Origin of the sequence: Arthrobacter sp. Marseille-P9274, from assembly GCF_946892675.1 — a bacterium.
Classification (GTDB): Bacteria; Actinomycetota; Actinomycetes; order Actinomycetales; family Micrococcaceae; genus Crystallibacter.
In genome coordinates, this window is sequence record NZ_CAMPOV010000001.1 from 272,931 (window position 1) to 293,346 (window position 20,416).

Sequence of the window (20,416 nt, forward strand, 5' to 3'; positions counted from 1 at the left end):
AATTCTTGACACCAACCATTATCGATGTTCATTCTCTACTGCGCCGATCGAGATAGCATTGTCCCGGTGGCACTAATCCATGTTCTTGCGGACGAGATGGCTTTGCTGAGCTCCGCGCTCTTTTGCCTTAAGTCTTCAGCGTCCATCTGTGTCAAGGCAGTTGCATCAGAGCCTTCATGCACAGCTACCCAGTTAAGCCCAATTACCTCGAAATGACGTCCGATCTTTCCAGCCGAAGATTCCACCCAACCGAGAGGGACGGCTCCCTCGGATGCCGCCACAATCAGCCCATGGAGTCTGTCACCAATAACCAGCGCACAGCTTGAATACAGTTGACGAACGGCTGCTTCTTGGCTGGCATGATCTGACATGTGCCACTCAAGAAGGTCACCTCCAAGTTCAGCCGCAAGTGATTCAGCTCGCTGGGCGTCCCTGCGAACCTGAACAACGAAAGTTAGACGCAGGTGCAGGTCGTCCGCCAGCTGCCTAATCCAATATTTCCACTCCTGGCTCGGTTCGGGCCGATCCCCTCGAAGCACGACGCCCAAGCGCGTGCGCGTTTGGAGTTCATTCCATTTGCCAGCTTCTGTTCCCAGCGCGAAGGCCCAGTCCGGGCTAACTCCCCGAACGCCCATATTGTGTTCTGATCGGCGATCGCGCCACCGGATGACATTACATAGCCGGGCCACAAGCCGATAAGGTAGTCCGAAAACAGGGTGGACGTTGGGAACACTGGCACCAATCCAAATTCGGTCTCGTCCCGTCATCTTGCAGACAATCAGCAGCACAGCGAGGGGCAGCATTTTGGCTGCACCCCGGCGGGAAACTGGCACCTCCCCAGCATTTATAGCAACGGTGCTTTTACCCCTAAAAGCATTCACCATCGCCGATATATACCAATTGAGAAATGATCTCCAAGTCCGATCACGGTCTTTGAGGCCCAGTCCAGTCTGGAAATCGGATGATGCTTTCCCAATCCAAATCTCGAGAGACCCCAATGGTCTAAGCGAGTCTAAGTATGCTCTTCTGAGAAGTGAATCGCCAATATTATCATCTTGTCCTGTTGACCACACATATACGTTCATAGGGGGGCTTTCACTGAGTTGAGTGGTTCATCTTAGCAACACATTCGGGGCTCATTGCCTTCGAACGGCACGGCTAGGAATGGATGGTCAGTTGCGCTTCCATGGCTGAGTTCCAAGCTTCTTTACTGCGGAGGCGGGGTCCATGAACGCCCACTTCGCAATCTCTTTGGAACTCCTGAATCGATATCCAGACGCCCAATACGCCCGAGCTATGCGCACACGAGCTGCCATCTCCATCTCTCTTTCATTCATGGACGTAATTTCGATGTCGAGATGCTGAGCATAGTGAGCCCTAATCGCTTCCTTCGCCCTAATCGCGCTAAGAGCTGACTTCACGGATTTTCCCCCCGCCAGGCTGTATCGTCCGGTTGGTTCATTTCGGACGCTGATACCCCCGACCATCGACAGCCTGATCAGCAGCTCATAATCCTCGGCAAATTTTGGCTCCATCTTCTCCGGCTTCATATCGTGTGAAGAGCGAAAAGCAGCAGTAGAAATTACGGCAGCGCAAGGAGGCCACGGGCCATAGCCCTGAACGAGAAGCGATTCGGTCGTTACTGGGGAATATCTGACCGGAAACCTCTTTTCCATCCCCCGCCTACCGACACCGACTACGGTCCCTGCCGCGACTGCAAGACTTGGGTCACTTTCTAGCACTTTGACCGATTCCCTAGTACCGGCGGAAATCAATTCGTCGTCTGCATCGAGGAAGATCAGATACTTCGACCGAGCCAGTTTCGCTCCCTTTACGCGCGCCTTGGCTGCCCCACTATTCTCCTGAGCTACGCAGGTAGCGCCGGCGGCAGCAGCCCGTTCGGCCGTCCGATCTCTCGATCCGTCGTCAACCACAATCACGTTAGCAACACCAGCGGCTATTGCAGATTCGATGGCTCGAACAACAGAATCTTCCGCGTTATAGGCAGGGATAACAACGTCACAACTAATCTGTTCCGTCATGTTTAATTTCTACCTTCAATCATCTCTAGCAATTATATGGACGCAAAGAAAATCAAGACTCCAGACCGTAACTCAAATTCACAAGCTACTCGGATAACGGCAATCGTAGGTTCAATTTTGAAACTTCGTCCTCGAATTCGTCCGACAGAGATGAAACATACGTGTCAGACAGATGATGCGCGTCCCTATAGAGGAGAACATTCCCAATATAGGCATTACAATGGACCGCATTGCAATAGTATTCGGTCATATTGAGATAGTTGCCTCCGGCATTGCCGACGGCGGACTTTTCCGCCTGAATCCAAGATTCATCTACAACGTCCTTACGCAACTCCGCACAAGGTCTCGTGTCATCGACATTCAATGAAAGGCATTGGATGGGAGAAAGATCGAACCACGGAGTATCAGCGATCACAACTACCTTCTCTGGTTCTTCAAATGCAGCCATAGAACGGGTGGTACCTTGGCTCCATTCCGCTGAGGTGAATAATGACCCATTTGGCTTCGCTCGGTGGTGCAAATTTGAGAGAAATATCAACTCTGGATTCAAAGAATTGATCTTTTCGACGGCTTTGGATTGCCACTCCGCACAGAACGGGTCAATTTTTCCTTGTTCGAAGCGGGGAATATCTATCGAAGCGCAGCCAGGTTTCGTAATGACAACTAGCCGTGCTTTCACAGAGACTGCGAGTTTTTCGACGGCGGAGAACCATTGAGCTGCGTGTGAGTCTCCGAAAAGAACAATTACTGAATCGGATTCTGTGACACCGTAATTACATAACACGGGATCACTTTCGTAAGTGCCTGGGCTGCAATTATCGCTTGAGGGCGCCGGAAGGTCATAATTTGCGTTCTGCAAGGACGGCATGCCATTGGCTGGTACGAAGTCTGTGAACGTGGGGGAGGAAACTAAACTAATATCGGTTGCATTTCGATCAGAGGCGATTTCTCGTTTATTCAGTCCGATACCTGCGAAAACGGAGCCAGCGGCGATAACAATCGAAAGGGTGGCACCGAGGCCGACCAACAACCTCGGACGCATCGATGACAGGCTCACAGAGCGACGAGCCGGGTTCTCTACAAATCTGTAAGTTGCATATGCCAACGGGAGGCTGACTGCGGCTAGCAAGAGGGTGAGTCCTAGACCCATGTCAGGCCACAGCGCCAGCGGAATGATGAGCAGCGGCCAATGCCACAAGTAGATCGAGTAGGACCAGTCGCCAAGAACCGTAAACGGCCGAAGTTTCAACACATGCCCAGGACCAGCCACCGTCCAGTCATTGCTATAGATTACGAGTAGTGTCGCTCCGAGTACAGGCATGATTGCGGCGAATCCGGGAAAGAGCACACTGGAATCATAGATAGTGGCTGAGACCAGAACGAGTCCTAGCCCGGTCCAACCCAGGATCTGTGCCTTGAGTCCGCGACTAATAGAAGCGTGGCCCTTGGAGTAAACAAGCACAGCAGCCAGCCCACCAAACCCGAATTCCCACATACGCGTCGGGAGAGTAAAAAATGAAAATGGGCCGTATGTGGGCGTCAGCACAATGCTCGCGAGTAATGAAGCAAGGATCAAGACCACTAGTCCGGCAGTAAGACTTTTCAAGGTCCTCCCAAAAATCTTCCACATTGCCACAAGCAATATAGGCCATATTAGATAGAATTGCTCTTCTAATCCTAGGGACCAAAATTGGCGAAATGGGGACGGAAAGTCTTCGGTAAGATAGTCGGTACCTTTATATGCCAACCACAAGTTTGGCACATATAGAACTGCTGCTGCGGCGTCGCGCGTGACGTCCATGACGCGCACAGGAGGAAGGACCGCCAATGCCGCGGCCAGGGTCGCCACAATGACTAAGAATGCAGCTGGCAAGAGACGTTTCATTCTCTTTGCATAGAACCCGATAAGGCTTATCCGACCTTCATCAACAATCGACCCGAGAAGGTGGGTCGTTATCAAAAATCCAGAGATGACCAGGAAGATATCTACGCCAATGTAGCCTCCCGCTATGAAGGGAACATTAGCGTGGTATAGAACCACGAGGAGAACCGCGACAGCTCGCAGACCCTGTATATCAAGTCTTACCGCGGACTTCTTCGCAGAGGAACCAGTCCTGTGGCGTTCAGTATTTAATGAGATTAGGTTCATCGTTACCCGTATATCGTTTCAGCCAGGAATTCCAGTCATATTTCCAATGGCACATCTGCGAGTTTCTATTTAGCTGACTTAGCTTGAGATCGGACAGTTCTAGGCAGCAGCTGCTTGCCGTATCAAGTCCACGTACCGTTGTCTCATGGAGCGTCGGACTTCATCTGATCCTAAGAGCAGTTCCTCATATTCGTTCCTGCATCTTTCATCAGTGAGCAACGCCTGGACCTGCTGAAGCACCTTCTCTACGTCGAACGTGTTTACATTGTGCACGTAGTTACTGAGGCCAAGATCGGCGAAGGCGCCGAACCCCTTTCGTTCATAGGCAAGATGGACCACATAGTGCCCTGCTTGAAGCGCCATCAGGGCAGCATGAAGCCGAACAGCCACAACAACCCGACGCGGCCCCTCAAGAGACAACAAATCCGAGCGAGAGAGTATTCTCCGCGGATCCAGACTTTTTGTTGCCGGCCTATCGTCGTTGCCGGACGAAGTACTCTGGATATATGCATCGTATCCGCCCAACCTCTCCGCCATACCATAAATTGCATCTGGAACCCTATTGCGGATTGCGCGAATCGAAAGTACTGGAACGGAACTGGGAACGCCTTTCTCCGTATCACGCGAAATATTCGTGGTGGCCAAGTCGGGTACTCGAATCGCTGTCACGTCCCGAAACTCGGAAATGCTGCGATCGTCTCGAAACATCACCGTCTGAAGGCGTTGCAATCCCCTGCTAAGAAGATTTCTAGTCCCACCCCTCGCAGGCCCCACGCTTTGTGGGAGGTACACCGTTCCCCGTCCTCTGGCACTCGCGGCCGCAAGCTGAGGACCGTGAATAATGGCCGTTTTTAGGGCTTCCATCGGATTCCCAGCCCGCAGGTACCCCCCACCTACACCTATTACGACATCAAAATCATTGATATTGAAGAGAGTCTTCAAATACGTAGCATTGTACCCGCGCCAACCCGGCATTGAATTAAGAACTCGTGCACCAATATTGGCAAAAGTTGACGGATGCGAGGCAGCGATGGTGATCTCAACTTCGTCCCCGAATGCTGATCTAATAAGAGCCAGCGTTTCTCGCACCAGCAATCCGTCACCCAAATTGCTTGCACTGTAAGCGTGTAATACTAGTACCTTCACAGATTCATCACCCGTTCATATGCCCGAATGTGGGACGACACGCTTTCGTCCCAAGAAAAGCGCTGGGCCCAACGACGTCCTTGTCGCAAGCAGACCTCCCTGCGCTGTTGGTCATTGAGTGCCGCCTCGAGTCCCGCCGCTAGTCCTTCGACAGTCAGTTCTTCCAGACCGATAGACGGTCCCGCCACTTCAGCCAACGATCCCCGCGACGATGCCGCCACCACGGCCCCGGCGGCCAGGGCTTCGAGCACTGGAAAGCCGAAACCCTCATACAGGCTTGGAAATACAAAAAGACTACAGTTCTGCATCAAGGCAGTTCGTTCCTGATCAGATACGAAGCCCAAGTGAATAACGTTGGGCGCCGCCTCAATGGCGGCCATCGTATCTTGGTAGTCCCAGGCCTGTTTTCCAGCAATTACTAATGGTAGATTTAGCGATTGAATCTCTGGCGTTTCAAAGGCACGAACGAGTGATAGCAGATTTTTTCGAGGCTCAATGTTGCCCAAATAAAGCACGAACTGATCCGGGAGCTTAGCACGTAGCTCATCCGACAGTGGTGTGGGAGTAGAAAATTTCTCAACATCAATTCCGTGGGGAATGACGGTCAAGTTTTGCTGGGATATCCCGAATACCTCACTAACGTCGTCAGCGCTCGACTGTGAAACAGTGAGGACGTGGTCGGTACTGCGTATCGCTCGGGTGACTCTTGCCCGCCACGCACGATCAGCGATGGACGACCGTGCAGTACTTATCCAGCGACTAGCTACTCCATGTACCGTCACTACTGACGGTCGTCGCGTTGGCAACAGTGGGCCGGTATCAGCAACGAAATGGAGAATTTCCTCGGGCTGCCCCTTACTCAGTCCGACCGCAGTTTCGTATGCCATCGTCATAGGGCGGAATTTGTTGGCCGCTGGAATGCGAGCGATGCTATGACCCGCCTCTATCAAACCTTCAGCAAGCCTACGCGCATAGGTGGTATTCCCACCTACATGACGATCAAGTATTCGGGATGGCATGAAGATCTTCATTTGTAAACCGCCATTCTTGAGTATATTTCGTTCAATGCACGAATCTGATTTTCTTCATTCATTCTATCCAGTAGGTCATCGCTCGACTTACGAATACGATTCAACAACTTTCCGGTGTTTACCGCTTCGATGATCATTTCTGCTGCTTCTTCCACGGAATCTACAGACCATAAGCCGAAACCCTCAAAGCAAGGAATGTCCCGTACCAGGACCGGCAGGCTACATGCCGCAGCATCAAGAACACTTAATGGAAAGCCTTCATACTTAGCACTGTGGAAATAGAGAGTCGAGTTAACCAGGAGTTCCACTAGTCGAGTCTTATCGACCCAGCCAGTGACCGTTACGTTATGCCGCTCTAGATTTGCACGGGCGATAGGGTCTCCATCACCAATCCAGACAAATTTGACGGAATCGTCTAGTTCCGCTGTTGTCGCAGCTAGAGAGGCGAAAAAACCAGGGTCCTTCTGAGGTGCGATTCTTCCGATCATGCACACAACTCGACTAGTCGCCTTGCTGTCGCCGGCTTCCCTGACGATCGTGGGTACGATGGTGGGCACATTTGGAAGTTGTACAGCCGTGATCCCTGGCCTAAGAGCTTTTGCAAGCTTCTCTTCGTGCGGCGTGAGAGTAACAACCAATTTCGAATTCAGGCTCAACAGCATTTCGGCAGCCCGATATATCCATCTCGAGATCTGTGACCGGTCAGGGTCATCGAAGACGAAACAGTGCGGCTCATAGACTACGGGCGCTGCAGGTGGAAGTAACCGACAGTAGAATCCAGCAAAACTGGAATGGGCATAGATGATGTCAGCCTTGACCAGCTTCGCGATTTTGTTGATAGAAGCCAGCCGCTTTAAGTGCGACGTTGGCAGTTCGAAAATTTCATCGTAGATTTTGTCCTTAGAGGGGTCATCGTCCCCGCTCCACAAAAGACAGTGCTCGTGCTGGCTCGAGAGCTTAGCTATCGTGTCGATAGCCCTACTAACGCCGCCTGCATAACATTCCGAAACATGAAGAATTCTCATGGCACCTTCGCTCAAACTGGGTCATCGTCGCGGCGGACGCCTCTGGTCGGGACGAACCCGGCGGAGAGCAATATATGATGTCGGTCATACGTCGGGGACGGGATGCCCGCCCCCATTGGCAGCCGTCAACATCGTACTGCAGAGGAATCATTTGAACTAATTTGGCCGTTCCCTGAGCCGGAAATCACTTTAATATTGCATTCCTAGAATTGATCGCGGCATTCAATCTGCGTTCGCTGTGCGGCAATACAGCGGATAGCATTACCAATGTTGCTCGACATCACTTCCCGAAGGACGTTTATGCCCCGCGCCGCAGGTTCGATCAGTGAAGCCCCAGATTCAGATTGGCCTGGACAGCACCGCAGCCGTGGAAGCGCAAGACGCAGCCATCGCCGAGCATCTCAGCTCATCGTTCCCATTGCCGTCTGCATCGGTCTCTTGTTGCTTTGCCTCGGATGGTTGGGATATCGCGCGCTCCAGGTGAAAGACAGTATGGAAGCCGCTATGAGACTTACCTCCTCAGTCACAGGCCTTATCGCTGCCGGTGACCTCGAGGGTGCCGAGGATCGGCTAAACCAAGTAAAGGAACACACTGGGACGGCCCGAAACGCGAGCACGGATCCTTTGTGGCGGGTGGCCGGCATCGTCCCGGGGGTCGGAGGCAACTTTGCGGCAGTAACCGATGCTGCAGTTGCCGCCGACATTACCGTTGGCGCAGTGGCCTCGCTCCTTGACTCCTCTGGGACATTCAGCCCTTCCTTGTTTGCCCCCCAGCATGGAAGGATCAACATCGAGGCACTGCAAGAGGCCTCGCCTAAGCTGTCCAGAGCGGCCGCAACCGTCAGTTCCGCGAACGACAGCATCGCGGCCATTAACCGAGATGATCTACTTCCCCAACTCGCCGAACCTTTGGGGGAAGCAGCGGGCGCGATGGATAAGCTTACAGGGGCGCTTAATGGAGCAGCCGAAGCAGCGCAGATTCTTCCCTCTATGCTTGGAGCCGACGGTCAGCGCAACTACCTAATCCTCGTACAGAACAATTCGGAAGCACGTGCATCTGGTGGAATTCCCGGAGCGCTCGTAGTCCTAACTGCTGATAAGGGAGAATTACAACTCGTTGACCACGGAAGCGCGAGTGACATCGGCCGGTTCACTCCTGCCTTTGGAGTTGATGAAGAGCAGGTGCGGATATACACCGCCCGCCTCGGTGCCTACATGCAGAACGTCAACCTCACTCCAGATTTTCCGACGGCGGCAAGCACGGCCCGGAAGATGTGGGAGAAGGAGAACGCGGACTCAAGGATTGATGGCGTTCTTTCCATCGATCCTGTCGCCCTCGGCTACCTCTTGGAGGCGACTGGCCCCATTGAACTCGAGGGGCTCCAATCCATTCCTGCCGATCAAGGTTCCCTGCCGACAACGTTGACACACGAGAATGTCGTGCCGACGCTGCTATCGGACGTGTATCAGGAGATCGATGAGCCTGCGGGCCAGGATGCCTATTTTGCGGCCTTGGCAGGAGAGGTCTTCTCTGGGATGACCGGCGGCAGCATCGATGCCTCAAAGTTGATAGAGGCCCTTCAAAAGGGAACGTCAGAAGGCAGACTGCTCGTCTGGTCTGGCGTTGCTGACGAGCAGAAGGTAATCGCCAGTTCGCCGCTTGGGGGCGTAGTGGCGGGGACACCTGAAAATCCGGAGATCGGCGTCTATTTCAATGATGGTACGGGCGCGAAGATGGACTATTACGTTCGCCGCGAAGTCAAGCTGGAAAAGCGTTGTGAGCCTGATGGATATTATCGCTATGCAGTGCAGACAACGCTGAGTAACAATGCGCCTTCGGACGCCGGAAGGACACTCCCCGATTATGTCACCGGGGCAGGAGTCTTTGGCGTCGAGCCCGGGACGGTGCAGACGAACGTCTACGCCTATGGTCCTGCCGAGTGGTTGCTTAATTCCGCCGCGCGAGATGGAGCCAAAGTACCTTTTGGCTCATACGAGCATGATGAGCGGCCAGTTGCAGCAGCGACGATCAGCCTAGCGCCTGGGGAATCGACAACGGTCGAATTCGAGTTTTCCACTCCCTATGAAACTGAAGCCCCTTCTCTGAAGGTCACGCCGACGGTTCAGCCGACATCCGAAGTTCTTCAGCCGACCACAGCCAGCAAGGAGTGTGGCTAAGTTTGTTAACCCGTGGTTAAACGTCGTGAGCACGAATTGCATTCGTTTGCCTTGCCTGTTAGTTTTCCATAGGAACAACGTTTATCCGTTGTCAGATCCTAGGCACCACCACACTTCAATGACCCATGGGGGATCACACATGAAGAAGACCTTGACCGCCCTGGCGATCGCCGGATCTCTCACCTTCTTGGGAGCCGGTGCCGCGCAGGCTAACGTAATTGGCGGCTACGCACCGGACGAGACCGGGACCGTTGAAGACAGCAACAACGACGGCTTCTTCGTCGTCGGGGAAACCGTCACCTTCAGCGGTTCAGGATTTGTTCCCGGATCGCCCATCGTCATCACCATCAGCAACGAAGAAGCCGGCGCCGCTGGTGCAGGTGGCAGCGCCGGAATCGGCGGCGGCTTCGCTGCCGGCGTCTACGGCATCATTGTCCCCGCTCAGGTCATCACCGATACTGTAAACGCTGACGCTGAAGGGAACTTCTCGTTCCAGTTCGTGCCGACTGAGACCGGCACCTACCAGCTGACAGCCTCGGGAACAGGTGCAGACGGCGAGCCTCTGGTGGTCAGCCAGACGATCAAGGTCGTTGATCCTTCCACTATCGGCGGCAACGGGAGCGGCACCGTCACTGACGCCGACGAAGCAGCCGTAGAAAACGGCGACGAATTGGCTAACACCGGCCTCGAGTCCAGCGCTCTCCTGTGGGGCGGCGCTGGCGTGCTGGCCCTCGGTGCCGGCGCAGCCGCTGTGGTAGTTTCCCGCCGCAAGAACGCCTAGTCGTTCCCAGAGCACTAAGTAAGGCTCCGAATCCTGAAGTGCTCCCCGGAAGTTGGACTGAGAAATTCAGTTCCGACATCCGGGGAGCACTTTTATGTATGCACGTAGTTCGTTGTCGGTTGTGCAGCGGGAGGCCGCTGTAGCGTGGTTCGAGAAGGGCATCGCAGATACGGCGACCGCAACCATACTGGGCGTGGCCCGCTGGCCGGTTAGGCACCTTTATCGGCGGTGGAGGATCCATGGTCGAGGAGCGCTCGTGGGCAAACCGACAAAAAAGGCGTACTCGTTCGAGTTTAAGCTCGCCTTGGTAGAGAAGTTCCTGGCCGGTGAGAGCGCTTCGGACCTCGCGGCTGAGGCGGACCTGTCCTCACCTCGTCTGCTCGAGACATGGGTACGGGTATATCACCGCCAGGGCGCGGACGCCCTGCGTCCGAAGCCTAAAGGCAGACCGAGGAAGCCCGGCGCTCCACCGCCGGCGGAGCCATCTGAACTGGAGCGGCTGCGCCGGGAGAATGAACGGCTGCGGGCGGAAGTGGCCTACCTGGGAAAATTGCGGGCCTTGAGGGCACCAAAACAACGGTGAAGGTTCAGGCCATCATCGCCCTCAAGGCCGACTTTTCGCTGCCGGTTCTGCTGCAGGTCGCCGGCTTGGCCCGTTCGACGTTCTTCTACCACCAGGCCCGACTCAGGGCTCCCGACCCGAAGGAAGCAGTCAAGAGCGCTGCCACGACCATCTTCACAAAGAACCANGGCAGATACGGGCACCGCCGCATCCACACTGAACTGACCCGGCAAGGGTGGACGATCGCGAAGAAGACCGTGCTGAAGCTCATGCGTTCCCTGCAGCTCGTCTGCAAGGTCCGGCAAAGGAAACGCTACAACTCCTACCAAGGCGAACAGGGCAAAACTGCCCCCAATCTGCTGAACCGGGACTTCGATGCCGATGCCCCGAACCAGAAGTGGGTAACGGATGTGACCGAGTTCAGAGTCGACGGTCGAAAACTCTACCTCTCACCCGTCATGGACCTTTTCGACCGGCAGATCCTCTCCTACACCGTCGGCCTGTCCCCGAACCTGGCGCTCACCAACACCTCACTGCGTATGGCGCTGGCAACGCTCGAGTATGGGCAGAAACCGATCGTGCACTCAGACCAGGGATTCCAAGACGGATTCAACCGGTCGTCGCAACACCGGGTTGTTTGATCGATCGTAGCTGTTCGTCAAATGCTTCGGCAGGTGTCTTCCAGCCGAGTGTCTTGCGTGGCCTGGTGTTGAGCGTGTGGGCGATGGCTGCGAGGTCATCGCTGCTCCATCGGGACAGATCAGTGCCTTTTGGGAAGTATTGGCGCAGCAGCCCGTTCGTGTTCTCGTTCGTGCCGCGCTGCCAGGGGCTCTTCGGGTCGGCGAAGTAGACCTTTACCCCGGTGTCGACAGTGAATCTGGCATGATCGGAGAGTTCCTTCCCGCGGTCCCAGGTCACCGACTGCCGCAGTTGTTGGGGCAGTGTTGTGATCGTCCTGGCGAGGGCGTCTGCCATCACCACTGCGCCATATCCGGCCAGCGCGGCTCCGTTCTTCGTCCGTGGGATGATGCCGTAGCCCTCTCCGCGGGGCAGGTGGATCAGCACCGTGAACCGTGTCGTCCGCTCGACCAGAGTACCGATCGCCGATCGTTGCAGGCCGATCACCAAGTCCCCTTCCCAATGCCCGGGAACGGCGCGATCGGCAACCTCGGGAGGGCGTTTGCTGATGAGCGTCTCTTCGGTGACATGCGCCCAGGACTGCCGCTTCGACCGAGCTCTTGGCACGCGCAATGCACGCCCCGTGCGCAGGTGCAGGACGAGTTCGCGTTTGAGCGCTCCGCGGCCCTGGACGTAGAGCGCCTGATAGATCGCCTCGTGGGAGATGCGCATGGACTTATCATCCGGGAAATCGGCCTTGAGTCGGTTCGAGATCTGCTCCGGACTCCATGCCGTCACCCACTCGCGGTCGCCCCGGTGCGGCTTGTTCCTGCCCGTCCATGCCGGAGCACCAGGGCCGGCGACGACACGGCCGTCGTGTGCTCTGACGACGCCGGCGAGCTTGTCCTGCACGTACTGGTGCAGCCGTTCATTCGTTATAAGCTTGGCGGTCTTCGGGCGCTGGGCGAACCGTTCAGCCTTCCATTGCGCGACTGATGCACGGTAATCGAGCTTCCCTCCGCGAGTAGCCGCATTGCGGCGCAGCTCCCGGGAGATCGTTGACGGGTCCCGCCTCAGCGCCCGGGCAATTTTCCTCACCCCTGCCCCCTGCGCTTTCCACAGCGCTATCTCCTCACGTTCTTCGAACGACAGGTACCGGCCTTGGAGCGGGGCAAGCATGAACGTCGGCATGCCGCCACGATCCCGGAACCAGCGCGTTCCAGCCGCTTGCGACACGCCGACCGACGCCGCCGCCGCCTCACTCGTGCACCCCGTCGCGATCGCACGCCAGAACGCCCGCTCAGTGTCGCGCCGTAATGATGGCTTCCCGGGCGATCTCATCGCAGACCTGCCCGTCAACGCCTTCATCCAGCCCGCCGGCCTGCCCATCACTACCTCCAGAATCGAGGTGTTGCGACGACCGGTTGAATCCGTCCAATACCAGCACGCCTCATGGCGGAGACTCCTGCAGGGCGCCAACGCCATCCAATCGATGTCCCGCAAGGGCAACTGCTACGACAACGCAGTGATGGAAAACTTCTTCGGACACCTCAAGGAAGAGCTCTTCCACCATGTCCGATTCCTCAGCACCGGCGCACTCACATCAGCCATCCACGAATACATCCGCTGGTACAACACCGAAAGGATCTCCACAAAGCTTGAGGGCCTGAGCCCGGTGCAATACCGTGCTCAGGCCCTCAAGGTTTAGGCTCTTAATTACCCAGTCCAGCTTCAGGGGACCAGTTCATCCGCGGGTTCGGAGCCTTACTTTTTTGTCTTGCGCTAGTTCGCCGCGAGCAGTGCTTCCTCCAGAGCGACCCAGGCCAGCATCGCGCACTTCACCCGGGCCGGGTACTTGGAGACGCCGGAGAAGGCGGCTGCGTCCCCGAGGATTTCTTCGTCAGCCTCGATCGTCCCCCGCGACCGCATGACGCTACGGAATTCATCCACGAGCTTCAGCAGTTTGTCCCGATCCAGGTTGAGTCCGAGGTCGTGGAGCACCGAGGCCGAGGCCATGGAGATGGAACAGCCCTGGCCGTCCCAGCTGATGGAGGACAGGGTCTGAGCATCCTGTCCTTGGTGCACGGCGGCGCGCAAAGTGATCTCGTCGCCGCAGGTGGGGTTCAGCATGTGCGACTCCCCTACCTTGTCGCCGTCGGGAGCGTCGGCAAGGCCCGCGCCATGGCGGAGCTTGGCGTGCTCAAGGATGATCTGCTGATACAGCTGCTCGAGATCCGAACTCACTTACTTCACTCCGAAGAACGGGCGGGCCTGCGCAACGGCTTCGAGGAAGGCGTCGACGTCGTCCGTGGTGTTGTACAGGTAGGTGCTGGCCCGCGTCGTGGCGACAAGGTCGAGCCGACGGTGCAGGGGCTGCGCGCAGTGGTGCCCCACGCGCACGGCGATTCCCTTGTCGTCCAGGAACTGACCGACGTCGTGCGCGTGCACGCCGTCGACGTCGAAGGATGCCAGACCGATACGTTCCTCGCCCGCTCGCGGGCCAAGGACGCGGACGCCGTCGATCTGTTCCAGGCCCTCCACCAGCCGCTGACCGAGCCGTTGCTCCCAGGCATGGATGCGCTCCATGCCCGTCTCCTTGAGGTAGTTGACCGCTGCGGCCAGCGCGACGGCTTGAGAAATCCGCTGGGTGCCGGCCTCGAAGCGCGTCGGCGACGGCAGATAGGCGGCGTGTTCCATTGTGACCGTGGTGATCATGGAACCGCCGGTCAGGAACGGCGGCATCGCGTTCAGCAATTCTGCCTTGCCGTAGAGCGCGCCGATGCCCGTGGGTGCCAGCATCTTGTGACCTGAGAAGGCGGCGAAGTCCACGTCCAGAGCCTTCACGTCCACCGGTAGGTGCGGTACAGACTGGCAGGCGTCGAGCACCACGTACGCGCCAACCTCCCGCGCCATGGAGACCAGGGTCTCAACGGGGTTGATCGAGCCAAGGACGTTGGATGCGTGGGTGAAGGCCAGGATCTTGGTCTGGGGGCCGATGACGGTATTGGCGTGTTCGAGCTGTAGGGTTCCGTCGTCGTTCACGGGAATATAGCGGAAGGTGGCACCCGTGCGGAAGGCAAGCTCCTGCCACGGGATGAGGTTCGCGTGGTGTTCCATCTCCGTCACGACGATCTCGTCCCCGGGTCGCAGCACGAACTGCTCGGCTGCCTCTCCCCCGCGGCCAATCGAGGCGTTGGAGAAGGCGTAGGTGATGAGGTTGATGGCTTCGGTAGCGTTAGAGGTCCAGACCAGTTCGTTGAAGCGTGCTCCGATGAAGGAGGCGACCGTTTCCCGTGCCGCTTCGAAGGCGTCCGTGGCCTCGACTGCGAGGGTGTGGGCTCCGCGGTGGACGGCCGCGTTGCGCTGCTCGTAGTACTCCTGCTCGGCCTCCAGCACGCACTGCGGGTTCTGCGAGGTGGCTCCCGAGTCCAGGTAGACCAGCGGGTTGCCGTTGACCTTCTGATCCAGGATCGGAAAGTCATTGCGGATACGCAGGACCTCGGCGTTGTCGATGGCGCCGACGGCGGGCTTGAGTGTGGCTGGTGTGGACACCACTGGCACGGGAGGCGCTCCTTGGTTCGCGGTCAGGACTAGGCGTCTGGCGATTACGCAAGACAACTTTGACCTAATCTTCCCACGATGCTTTCGCTACTTCATCTGAGCATGGCCTAAATTATCGTCTGGAACCCGGGAATTCGGGCACGAAAAAGGGGACCGACGATGGGATGGGGGTGGCCCAGTCTCAGAGGCCGCCCATCGTCGGCCCCCCGTTTTCGGAGCCACATAGGCTGTGAGCGACACGTCGCTCTGGCGGAAGACGTCCATCTTCCGACACTCGATCATAAGTCAGTGGACAGAATTCGTCTACTGGCCGCTTGTGTGGAATTTCTGCTGCGCGGTCAGCAGGCCTTCGTCGATCAGGAGTTCGACGGCATCGGCAGAATCACTAAGCAGGAACGGCAGGTCCTTCTTCTCGGCCGTGGCGAAGTCCTTCAACACGTAGTCGGCTGTGTCCATGCGACCCGGGGGACGGCCGACGCCCACCCGCACACGGTAGTAGTCCTTGGTCCCGAGTGCCTTGGAGATGTCGCGTAGACCGTTGTGCCCGCCCTCTCCCCCGCCGATCTTGAGCTTCACCGTGTTGAAGGGGATATCGATCTCGTCGTGTACCGCGATGACGTGATCCGGCTCCACACCGTAAAACTTCGCCAGGGCCGACACCGGACCGCCGGAGAGGTTCATGAAGGTCAGCGGCTTGCCGAGGATGACGCGCGGTCCGCCAGGCCGGAGCCTGCCTTCCACCACCTGGGCGTGGGCCTTGTGGGACTTGAAGACGCCGCCGAAACGCGAGGCGAGTTCATCGAGGACCATCTGGCCCACATTGTGGCGGTTACGGCTGTAGCCGGGCCCGGGGTTTCCGAGCCCGGCTACGAGCCAGGTGTTTTCCGCCAAGGAAGATTACTCGGCAGACTCTTCGGCCGGAGCAGCCTCGGCGCCCTCTTCGGCGACTTCGCCTTCAGCGGCTTCCTCGGTCACGGCCGGGGCGGAGACGGTGGCGATGATGGTGTCGGCGTCGACGAGTAGGGCGACACCCTTCGGCAGAACCAGATCGGAGGCGTGGACGTGCTCGCCAACCTCGCGGCCCTCGACGTTGACCGTGAGGTTTTCGGGCAGGTGGGTGGCGTCGGCCTCGACCAGGACGGTCGGGTGCTCAAGGTTGAACACGGCGCCCGCGGCGATCTCGCCGTCGACGTGAACGCTGACGTCGACCTGGACCTTTTCGCCCTGGCGCACGGTCAGCAGGTCGACGTGCTCGATGATCTGGAGCAGCGGGTTGCGCTGGATGTCCTTGGCCAGGGCCAGGTGCTGTTCGCCTTCCACATCGAGGGTCAGCAGGGCGTTGGCGGTGCGCAGGGCCAGCGTGGTTGCCTTGGCCGGCAGCAGCACGTGCAGCGGCTCGGCGCCGTGACCGTAGATGACGGCGGGGATCTGCTCGTTGCGGCGGGCCCGGCGGGCGGCGCCCTTGCCGAATTCGCGGCGGACTTCTGCGGAAAGCTTCAGGTCAGACATGTTGTCTCCTACTTAGATCTCAACGGGTGAATGCCGGAGCTGCAGGGAATGTCTAGAGAGTTGATTATCTAGCCACCGTCGATAACGGATACATTCTCGAATGGAGGATGCTCCCTCGCCTAGGCGTCGCCGTCCATCCTAACAGCGCCATCTCTGTCCCAGAAATTCCACCTTCTATGGCCCACCCATGAAATCTTTAAGCCCGGACGGATAAAGGGAAGTCTCGTTACCTTCTGTTCATGCGTGCTGGGTTAGACTTTAGGCTGACTTGGGGCCGAATCACCGCAATGGGAAGGACTGCAAAAGTCTCGTGGAATTGAACCGAACTGAAGAGCAGCCACAAGGCCTCGAACTCCGTGACTATCTGCGGGTTCTCCACACTTACTGGCGAGGAATCGCCGCTATCGCACTGGTTGTCACGCTCCTGGCCTTCGGCTGGACGTTCTTCCAGAAGCCGATTTACCAGGCCGAGGCCAGCGGAAACGTCATGGCCTCGGGCGCCAAAGACCTGAACGCCGCGCTGGCAGCCGATGAGCTCTCCAAATCGAAGGCCACTGTCTACCAGAACATGGCGACAACGCGCCCGGTTGCCCAAGCTGTTATCAATGAACTCGGATTGCCGCTGAGCACTAGCGCCCTACTAGAGAATATTGAAGTCGAGGCTCCGGTTGACACTTCCGAACTCCGAATTACGGCTTCCGCAGGAGACCCCGCTGAAGCACGTAATCTGGCCGACGCTTGGGTAACCGCACTCGCGGCGCAGGTTGAGCAGATAGAGTCCGCCGGAACTGAAGATGCGCAGGCGGCAGTCCGGCTGGTTCCCCTCGCCGAAGCTGCCTTGCCAACCTCTCCAGTGTCGCCCAATGTCAAGCTGACCCTGGCCATCGGCGCGGTCTTAGGCCTGATGCTCGGAGTCGCCTACGCGCTAATTCGCAATCATCTCGACCGCCGCGTGCGTTCTGCCGACGTGATCGAGCAGCAGTTCGGCGTACCTGTCATCGGCACCATCCCGTTGGACAAGCGGATGCAGGACCATCGGCAGGTCGTCGAGACTGGCGCTATCGACAACAACAGCGACCGCACGGCGCACGCCATGTCGGAAGCGTTGCGGGAACTTCGCACGAACCTTAGTTTTGTCGACGTCGACAATCCGCCGAAGATCATCGCCGTGACAAGCTCCGTCCCCGGCGAAGGCAAGTCGAGCGTGACCGCCAACCTGGCGGTGACGATTGCAGCGTCCGGGAAGCGCGTTGTCGTCGTCGATGGTGACCTGCGGCGCCCCGTCGTCACCAGCATGTTCGGGTTGGTACCGGGCGCCGGTGTTACCGACGTCCTCAGCGGCCAGGCCGAGCTCGAGGATGTCCTGCAGGTGTGGGGCCATGTGCCGAATCTTGCCGTCCTAGGCGCCGGACGAGTCCCGCCGAATCCCAGCGAGCTTCTGGGTTCCAAGGCCATGGCAGATATGCTCCAACAGCTCGCGGCGCATGCCACGGTTCTCATTGACGCTCCCCCGCTGCTCCCGGTGACGGACGCGGCCATCCTGTCCAGGATCGCGGACGGGGCAATGGTGGTCATCAATGCGGGGCGCACGTCCCTGGACGAAATCGGCAAGGCGTTCGGCAACCTTGCGAAGGTTGACGCGCACATACTTGGCGCCATCCTCAACCGTGTCCCCACACAGGGCGCCGATGCCGCCCAGTACGGCTACTACGGCCAGTACTACCAGCAGGACGAGGTCGAACCGGTCCAGAAAGGACGGCGCAAGCAGCCCCGCCGCACCGCGGCTCCCGAGCCCGTAGCCACAATGCAGCTGGAGCCCGAGGACGAGTTCAAGGCTCTCCTGTCAGGTGAGCCGGTGTCAGCGAGAAGGATGCCGCCCTCACGGCGCTAAAGCGATTTCACTTACAAGAGGCCGATGCAGTCAAGGACTGTATCGGCCTCTTGCGTATGTTGGCCCGTTCCCCGCTTCTGCCAGCCCTAACGAAACGGAAGTGGTTCGCGGCGATCAATTGCAGGGAATCATTCCAGAGGCTGCACACCGTTTTTATCCACCGAGCCGACGTCCATCACTGATCGTCAACGTGAAGAACAAGCCTCGTAGCGGCAGCGGGAGGTGAAGCAAACACGGGCAACGAGGCCCGGCACCCCGGCGTATAGCGACACAAAAGTCCCGGCCCCTTGATGAGGACCGGGACTTGTTTTGGAACGAAGGAGGGTTAGTACGCGCCGTCCTTGCCCACGACGGCCTTGACTGTGCGCGCGATGATCGTCAGGTCGCCCGCCAAAGACCAGTTCTCCACGTAGTAGAGGTCCAGCCGGACGCTCTCTTCCCAGGACAGATCGGAACGGCCACTGACCTGCCAGAGGCCGGTGATGCCGGGGCGGACGAGGAGCCGGCGGTGGGTGTGCTGCTCATACTCGGCGACCTCACGAGGCAGCGGGGGGCGGGGTCCGACAAGGCTCATGTCCCCCACCAGCACATTCCACAGTTGAGGCAGCTCGTCGAGGGAATACCTGCGGATGAAGGCGCCGACCCGGGTGATCCGAGGGTCCTTCTTCATCTTGAACAACGTTCCGTTGCCCTCGTTCTGAGCCACGAGCTCCCTCAGACGTGCTTCGGCGTCCACGACCATGGAGCGGAACTTCATCATCCCGAACCGGCTCCCCTGGATACCAACCCGCTCCTGCTTGAAGAAGATGGGACCGCGGTCATCCAGTTTGATGGCAAGGGCAACGGCGAGCATGATGGGCGACAGGACCAGTAGGCCAAAACCCGCGGCGAGAACATCCGAGGCACGCTTCCAGATGAATTTGGTGCCGTCGTATTGCGGCATCTCCACGCTCATCAGCGGGAGGCCCTCGACCGGCTTCCAATGGATGCGGGGGCCGGCCACGTCGACCAGCTTGCTGGCCACGACCAAGGACGTATTCGTTCCTTCGAGAGCCCAGCTGAGTTCCTTCAGGAAGCGATGTCCATTTGTTGCCGTGCCCGCGATGATGACGGTGTCATAGCCATCTTGCTTGACGACGTCGACAACGCAATCCGGGCTCGCCACGATGGGGATGGTGTGACGGCTGTCGATGGTGACGACGGTTTCCTCCGAAGGGCGTACGGCGGCGCCGTGGAGGCGATAGCCGGTCTGCGGCGACTTGAAGATCTTGCCCGCCACGAATTCCACGTCGGACATCGAGCCCACGATCAGGGCGCGGTGAGTAAAGCGGCCCTTTGCTCGCTGGCGGACCAGCCAGCGGCGCCAGGAGTGCCGGGTGGCCAAGAGCAGTGCGAGCCCTACAGGAAGCGCGATCGCCAGATAGCCGCGGGCGACGTCGTACTTGAGCAGCATGGCAGCGATGGCTACGGCGCCGAAGGTGCCCAAGGTCGAGTTGATAACGCGGCGGTATTCGTCGTTGCCCACGCCGAGAACGGGCAGGGCGCGGCTCTGCGAAATCATGAGCGCAAGAAGCCATAGCACCGCAATGATGGCGGAAATGATCCAATACGCATCGCCGAAGACGGAGCCGACGAGTTCCTCGTCCGAAACACCGAACCGAAGGACCTGCGCGAGTAGAAGCGAGACGATGATTACCACTGTGTCCGTGAGGAGGAGCCTGGTTTTGAGAGACTTGCCCCAGTCACGTTCCTCTTCGACTCGGCCGGCAGCCAATTGTTTGCGAGCTTCATCCTGTGTCGGCTTGGCGTCGACTGAGACCGACTCCCGCTCAATCGTTTCAGTCGAATTCCTCGATTGCTCCACTGTTGGACCCATCTATTTCCCCCTCGACCCCTGCCCGATCGGACAGGATCATTCCCGCT

17 protein-coding genes and 1 pseudogene are annotated in these 20,416 nt (G+C 58.0%); 6 read left to right on the forward strand and 12 right to left on the reverse strand.

Going from position 1 to position 20,416, the window contains the following annotated elements; all coding sequences use genetic code 11:
- Positions 1-35: 35 nt before the first annotated feature.
- The 6 genes from OC550_RS22340 to OC550_RS01295 form a co-directional block, all read right to left on the reverse strand.
- Positions 36-1,085: a polysaccharide pyruvyl transferase family protein gene (locus OC550_RS22340; RefSeq protein WP_368736932.1), complete on the reverse strand. Its 1,050-nt coding sequence runs from the start codon at positions 1,083-1,085 to the stop codon at positions 36-38.
- Between the two features lie 87 nt (positions 1,086-1,172).
- Entirely contained in the window at positions 1,173-2,042 is an 870-nt protein-coding gene (locus OC550_RS01275; RefSeq protein ID WP_262103501.1) for a glycosyltransferase family A protein, read from the reverse strand.
- A gap of 85 nt (positions 2,043-2,127) precedes the next feature.
- Positions 2,128-4,191: an acyltransferase family protein gene (locus OC550_RS01280; RefSeq protein WP_262103502.1), complete on the reverse strand. Its 2,064-nt coding sequence runs from the start codon at positions 4,189-4,191 to the stop codon at positions 2,128-2,130.
- 99 nt (positions 4,192-4,290) lie between these two features.
- The gene (locus tag OC550_RS01285; RefSeq protein ID WP_262103503.1) at positions 4,291-5,337 is read right to left on the reverse strand and encodes a polysaccharide pyruvyl transferase family protein; all 1,047 of its coding nucleotides are present in this window, start codon (positions 5,335-5,337) and stop codon (positions 4,291-4,293) included.
- Positions 5,334-6,368: a glycosyltransferase family 1 protein gene (locus OC550_RS01290; RefSeq protein ID WP_262103504.1), complete on the reverse strand. Its 1,035-nt coding sequence runs from the start codon at positions 6,366-6,368 to the stop codon at positions 5,334-5,336. The genes OC550_RS01285 and OC550_RS01290 overlap by 4 nt, the downstream gene beginning before the upstream one ends.
- Positions 6,365-7,393, reverse strand: coding sequence for a glycosyltransferase (locus tag OC550_RS01295; RefSeq protein ID WP_262103505.1), 1,029 nt, complete (start codon positions 7,391-7,393; stop codon positions 6,365-6,367). The genes OC550_RS01290 and OC550_RS01295 overlap by 4 nt, the downstream gene beginning before the upstream one ends.
- Before the next feature lie 504 nt (positions 7,394-7,897).
- On the opposite strand from OC550_RS01295, the gene OC550_RS01300 reads away from it, so the two are divergent.
- The 4 genes from OC550_RS01300 to OC550_RS01315 all read left to right on the forward strand — a co-directional run bounded on the left by OC550_RS01300 (position 7,898) and on the right by OC550_RS01315 (position 11,555).
- On the forward strand, positions 7,898-9,571 hold the full coding sequence (locus OC550_RS01300) for a DUF4012 domain-containing protein (RefSeq protein ID WP_262103506.1): 1,674 nt from the start codon (positions 7,898-7,900) through the stop codon (positions 9,569-9,571).
- A 139-nt stretch (positions 9,572-9,710) separates the two neighbouring features.
- Positions 9,711-10,352: an LPXTG cell wall anchor domain-containing protein gene (locus OC550_RS01305; protein ID WP_262103507.1), complete on the forward strand. Its 642-nt coding sequence runs from the start codon at positions 9,711-9,713 to the stop codon at positions 10,350-10,352.
- 256 nt (positions 10,353-10,608) lie between these two features.
- The gene (locus OC550_RS01310; RefSeq protein ID WP_262103508.1) at positions 10,609-10,935 is read left to right on the forward strand and encodes a helix-turn-helix domain-containing protein; all 327 of its coding nucleotides are present in this window, start codon (positions 10,609-10,611) and stop codon (positions 10,933-10,935) included.
- Positions 10,932-11,555, forward strand: a complete 624-nt coding sequence (locus OC550_RS01315; RefSeq protein ID WP_262103509.1) for an IS3 family transposase — start codon at positions 10,932-10,934, stop codon at positions 11,553-11,555. Before OC550_RS01310 ends, OC550_RS01315 begins: the two co-directional genes overlap by 4 nt.
- Here OC550_RS01315 and OC550_RS01320 read toward each other — a convergent pair.
- Entirely contained in the window at positions 11,524-12,900 is a 1,377-nt protein-coding gene (locus OC550_RS01320) for an IS30 family transposase (RefSeq protein WP_262103510.1), read from the reverse strand. The two genes, OC550_RS01315 and OC550_RS01320, sit on opposite strands and share 32 nt — an antisense overlap.
- 118 nt (positions 12,901-13,018) lie before the next feature.
- On the opposite strand from OC550_RS01320, the pseudogene OC550_RS01325 reads away from it, so the two are divergent.
- Positions 13,019-13,240: pseudogene (locus OC550_RS01325) on the forward strand (transposase); the annotation flags it as partial.
- Positions 13,241-13,314: 74 nt separating this feature from the next.
- Here the strand turns inward: OC550_RS01325 and sufU are convergent.
- From sufU to OC550_RS01345, 4 genes are all read right to left on the reverse strand, one after another.
- Positions 13,315-13,776: a Fe-S cluster assembly sulfur transfer protein SufU gene (gene sufU / locus OC550_RS01330; protein WP_262103511.1), complete on the reverse strand. Its 462-nt coding sequence runs from the start codon at positions 13,774-13,776 to the stop codon at positions 13,315-13,317.
- On the reverse strand, positions 13,777-15,093 hold the full coding sequence (locus OC550_RS01335) for a cysteine desulfurase (protein WP_262103512.1): 1,317 nt from the start codon (positions 15,091-15,093) through the stop codon (positions 13,777-13,779).
- 303 nt (positions 15,094-15,396) lie between these two features.
- The gene (gene pth / locus OC550_RS01340) at positions 15,397-15,984 is read right to left on the reverse strand and encodes an aminoacyl-tRNA hydrolase (RefSeq protein ID WP_262103513.1); all 588 of its coding nucleotides are present in this window, start codon (positions 15,982-15,984) and stop codon (positions 15,397-15,399) included.
- 6 nt (positions 15,985-15,990) lie between these two features.
- Positions 15,991-16,602, reverse strand: a complete 612-nt coding sequence (locus OC550_RS01345; RefSeq protein ID WP_262103514.1) for a 50S ribosomal protein L25/general stress protein Ctc — start codon at positions 16,600-16,602, stop codon at positions 15,991-15,993.
- Between the two features lie 310 nt (positions 16,603-16,912).
- On the opposite strand from OC550_RS01345, the gene OC550_RS01350 reads away from it, so the two are divergent.
- The gene (locus tag OC550_RS01350; RefSeq protein ID WP_262103515.1) at positions 16,913-18,493 is read left to right on the forward strand and encodes a polysaccharide biosynthesis tyrosine autokinase; all 1,581 of its coding nucleotides are present in this window, start codon (positions 16,913-16,915) and stop codon (positions 18,491-18,493) included.
- Positions 18,494-18,818: 325 nt separating this feature from the next.
- On the opposite strand, the gene OC550_RS01355 is transcribed toward OC550_RS01350, so the two are convergent.
- The gene (locus tag OC550_RS01355; RefSeq protein ID WP_262103516.1) at positions 18,819-20,192 is read right to left on the reverse strand and encodes a sugar transferase; all 1,374 of its coding nucleotides are present in this window, start codon (positions 20,190-20,192) and stop codon (positions 18,819-18,821) included.
- Positions 20,193-20,416 lie beyond the last annotated feature (224 nt).

Bases quoted from the DNA above. Each gene is read 5' to 3' on its own strand.
- OC550_RS22340 (WP_368736932.1), bottom strand. From the start codon at position 1,085: ATGAACGTATATGTGTGGTCAACAGGACAAGATGATAATATTGGCGAT.
- OC550_RS01275 (WP_262103501.1), bottom strand. From the start codon at position 2,042: ATGACGGAACAGATTAGTTGTGACGTTGTTATCCCTGCCTATAACGCG.
- OC550_RS01280 (WP_262103502.1), bottom strand. From the start codon at position 4,191: ATGAACCTAATCTCATTAAATACTGAACGCCACAGGACTGGTTCCTCT.
- OC550_RS01290 (WP_262103504.1), bottom strand. From the start codon at position 6,368: ATGAAGATCTTCATGCCATCCCGAATACTTGATCGTCATGTAGGTGGG.
- OC550_RS01295 (WP_262103505.1), bottom strand. From the start codon at position 7,393: ATGAGAATTCTTCATGTTTCGGAATGTTATGCAGGCGGCGTTAGTAGG.
- OC550_RS01300 (WP_262103506.1), top strand. From the start codon at position 7,898: ATGAGACTTACCTCCTCAGTCACAGGCCTTATCGCTGCCGGTGACCTC.
- OC550_RS01305 (WP_262103507.1), top strand. From the start codon at position 9,711: ATGAAGAAGACCTTGACCGCCCTGGCGATCGCCGGATCTCTCACCTTC.
- OC550_RS01320 (WP_262103510.1), bottom strand. From the start codon at position 12,900: ATGAAGGCGTTGACGGGCAGGTCTGCGATGAGATCGCCCGGGAAGCCA.
- OC550_RS01345 (WP_262103514.1), bottom strand. From the start codon at position 16,602: ATGTCTGACCTGAAGCTTTCCGCAGAAGTCCGCCGCGAATTCGGCAAG.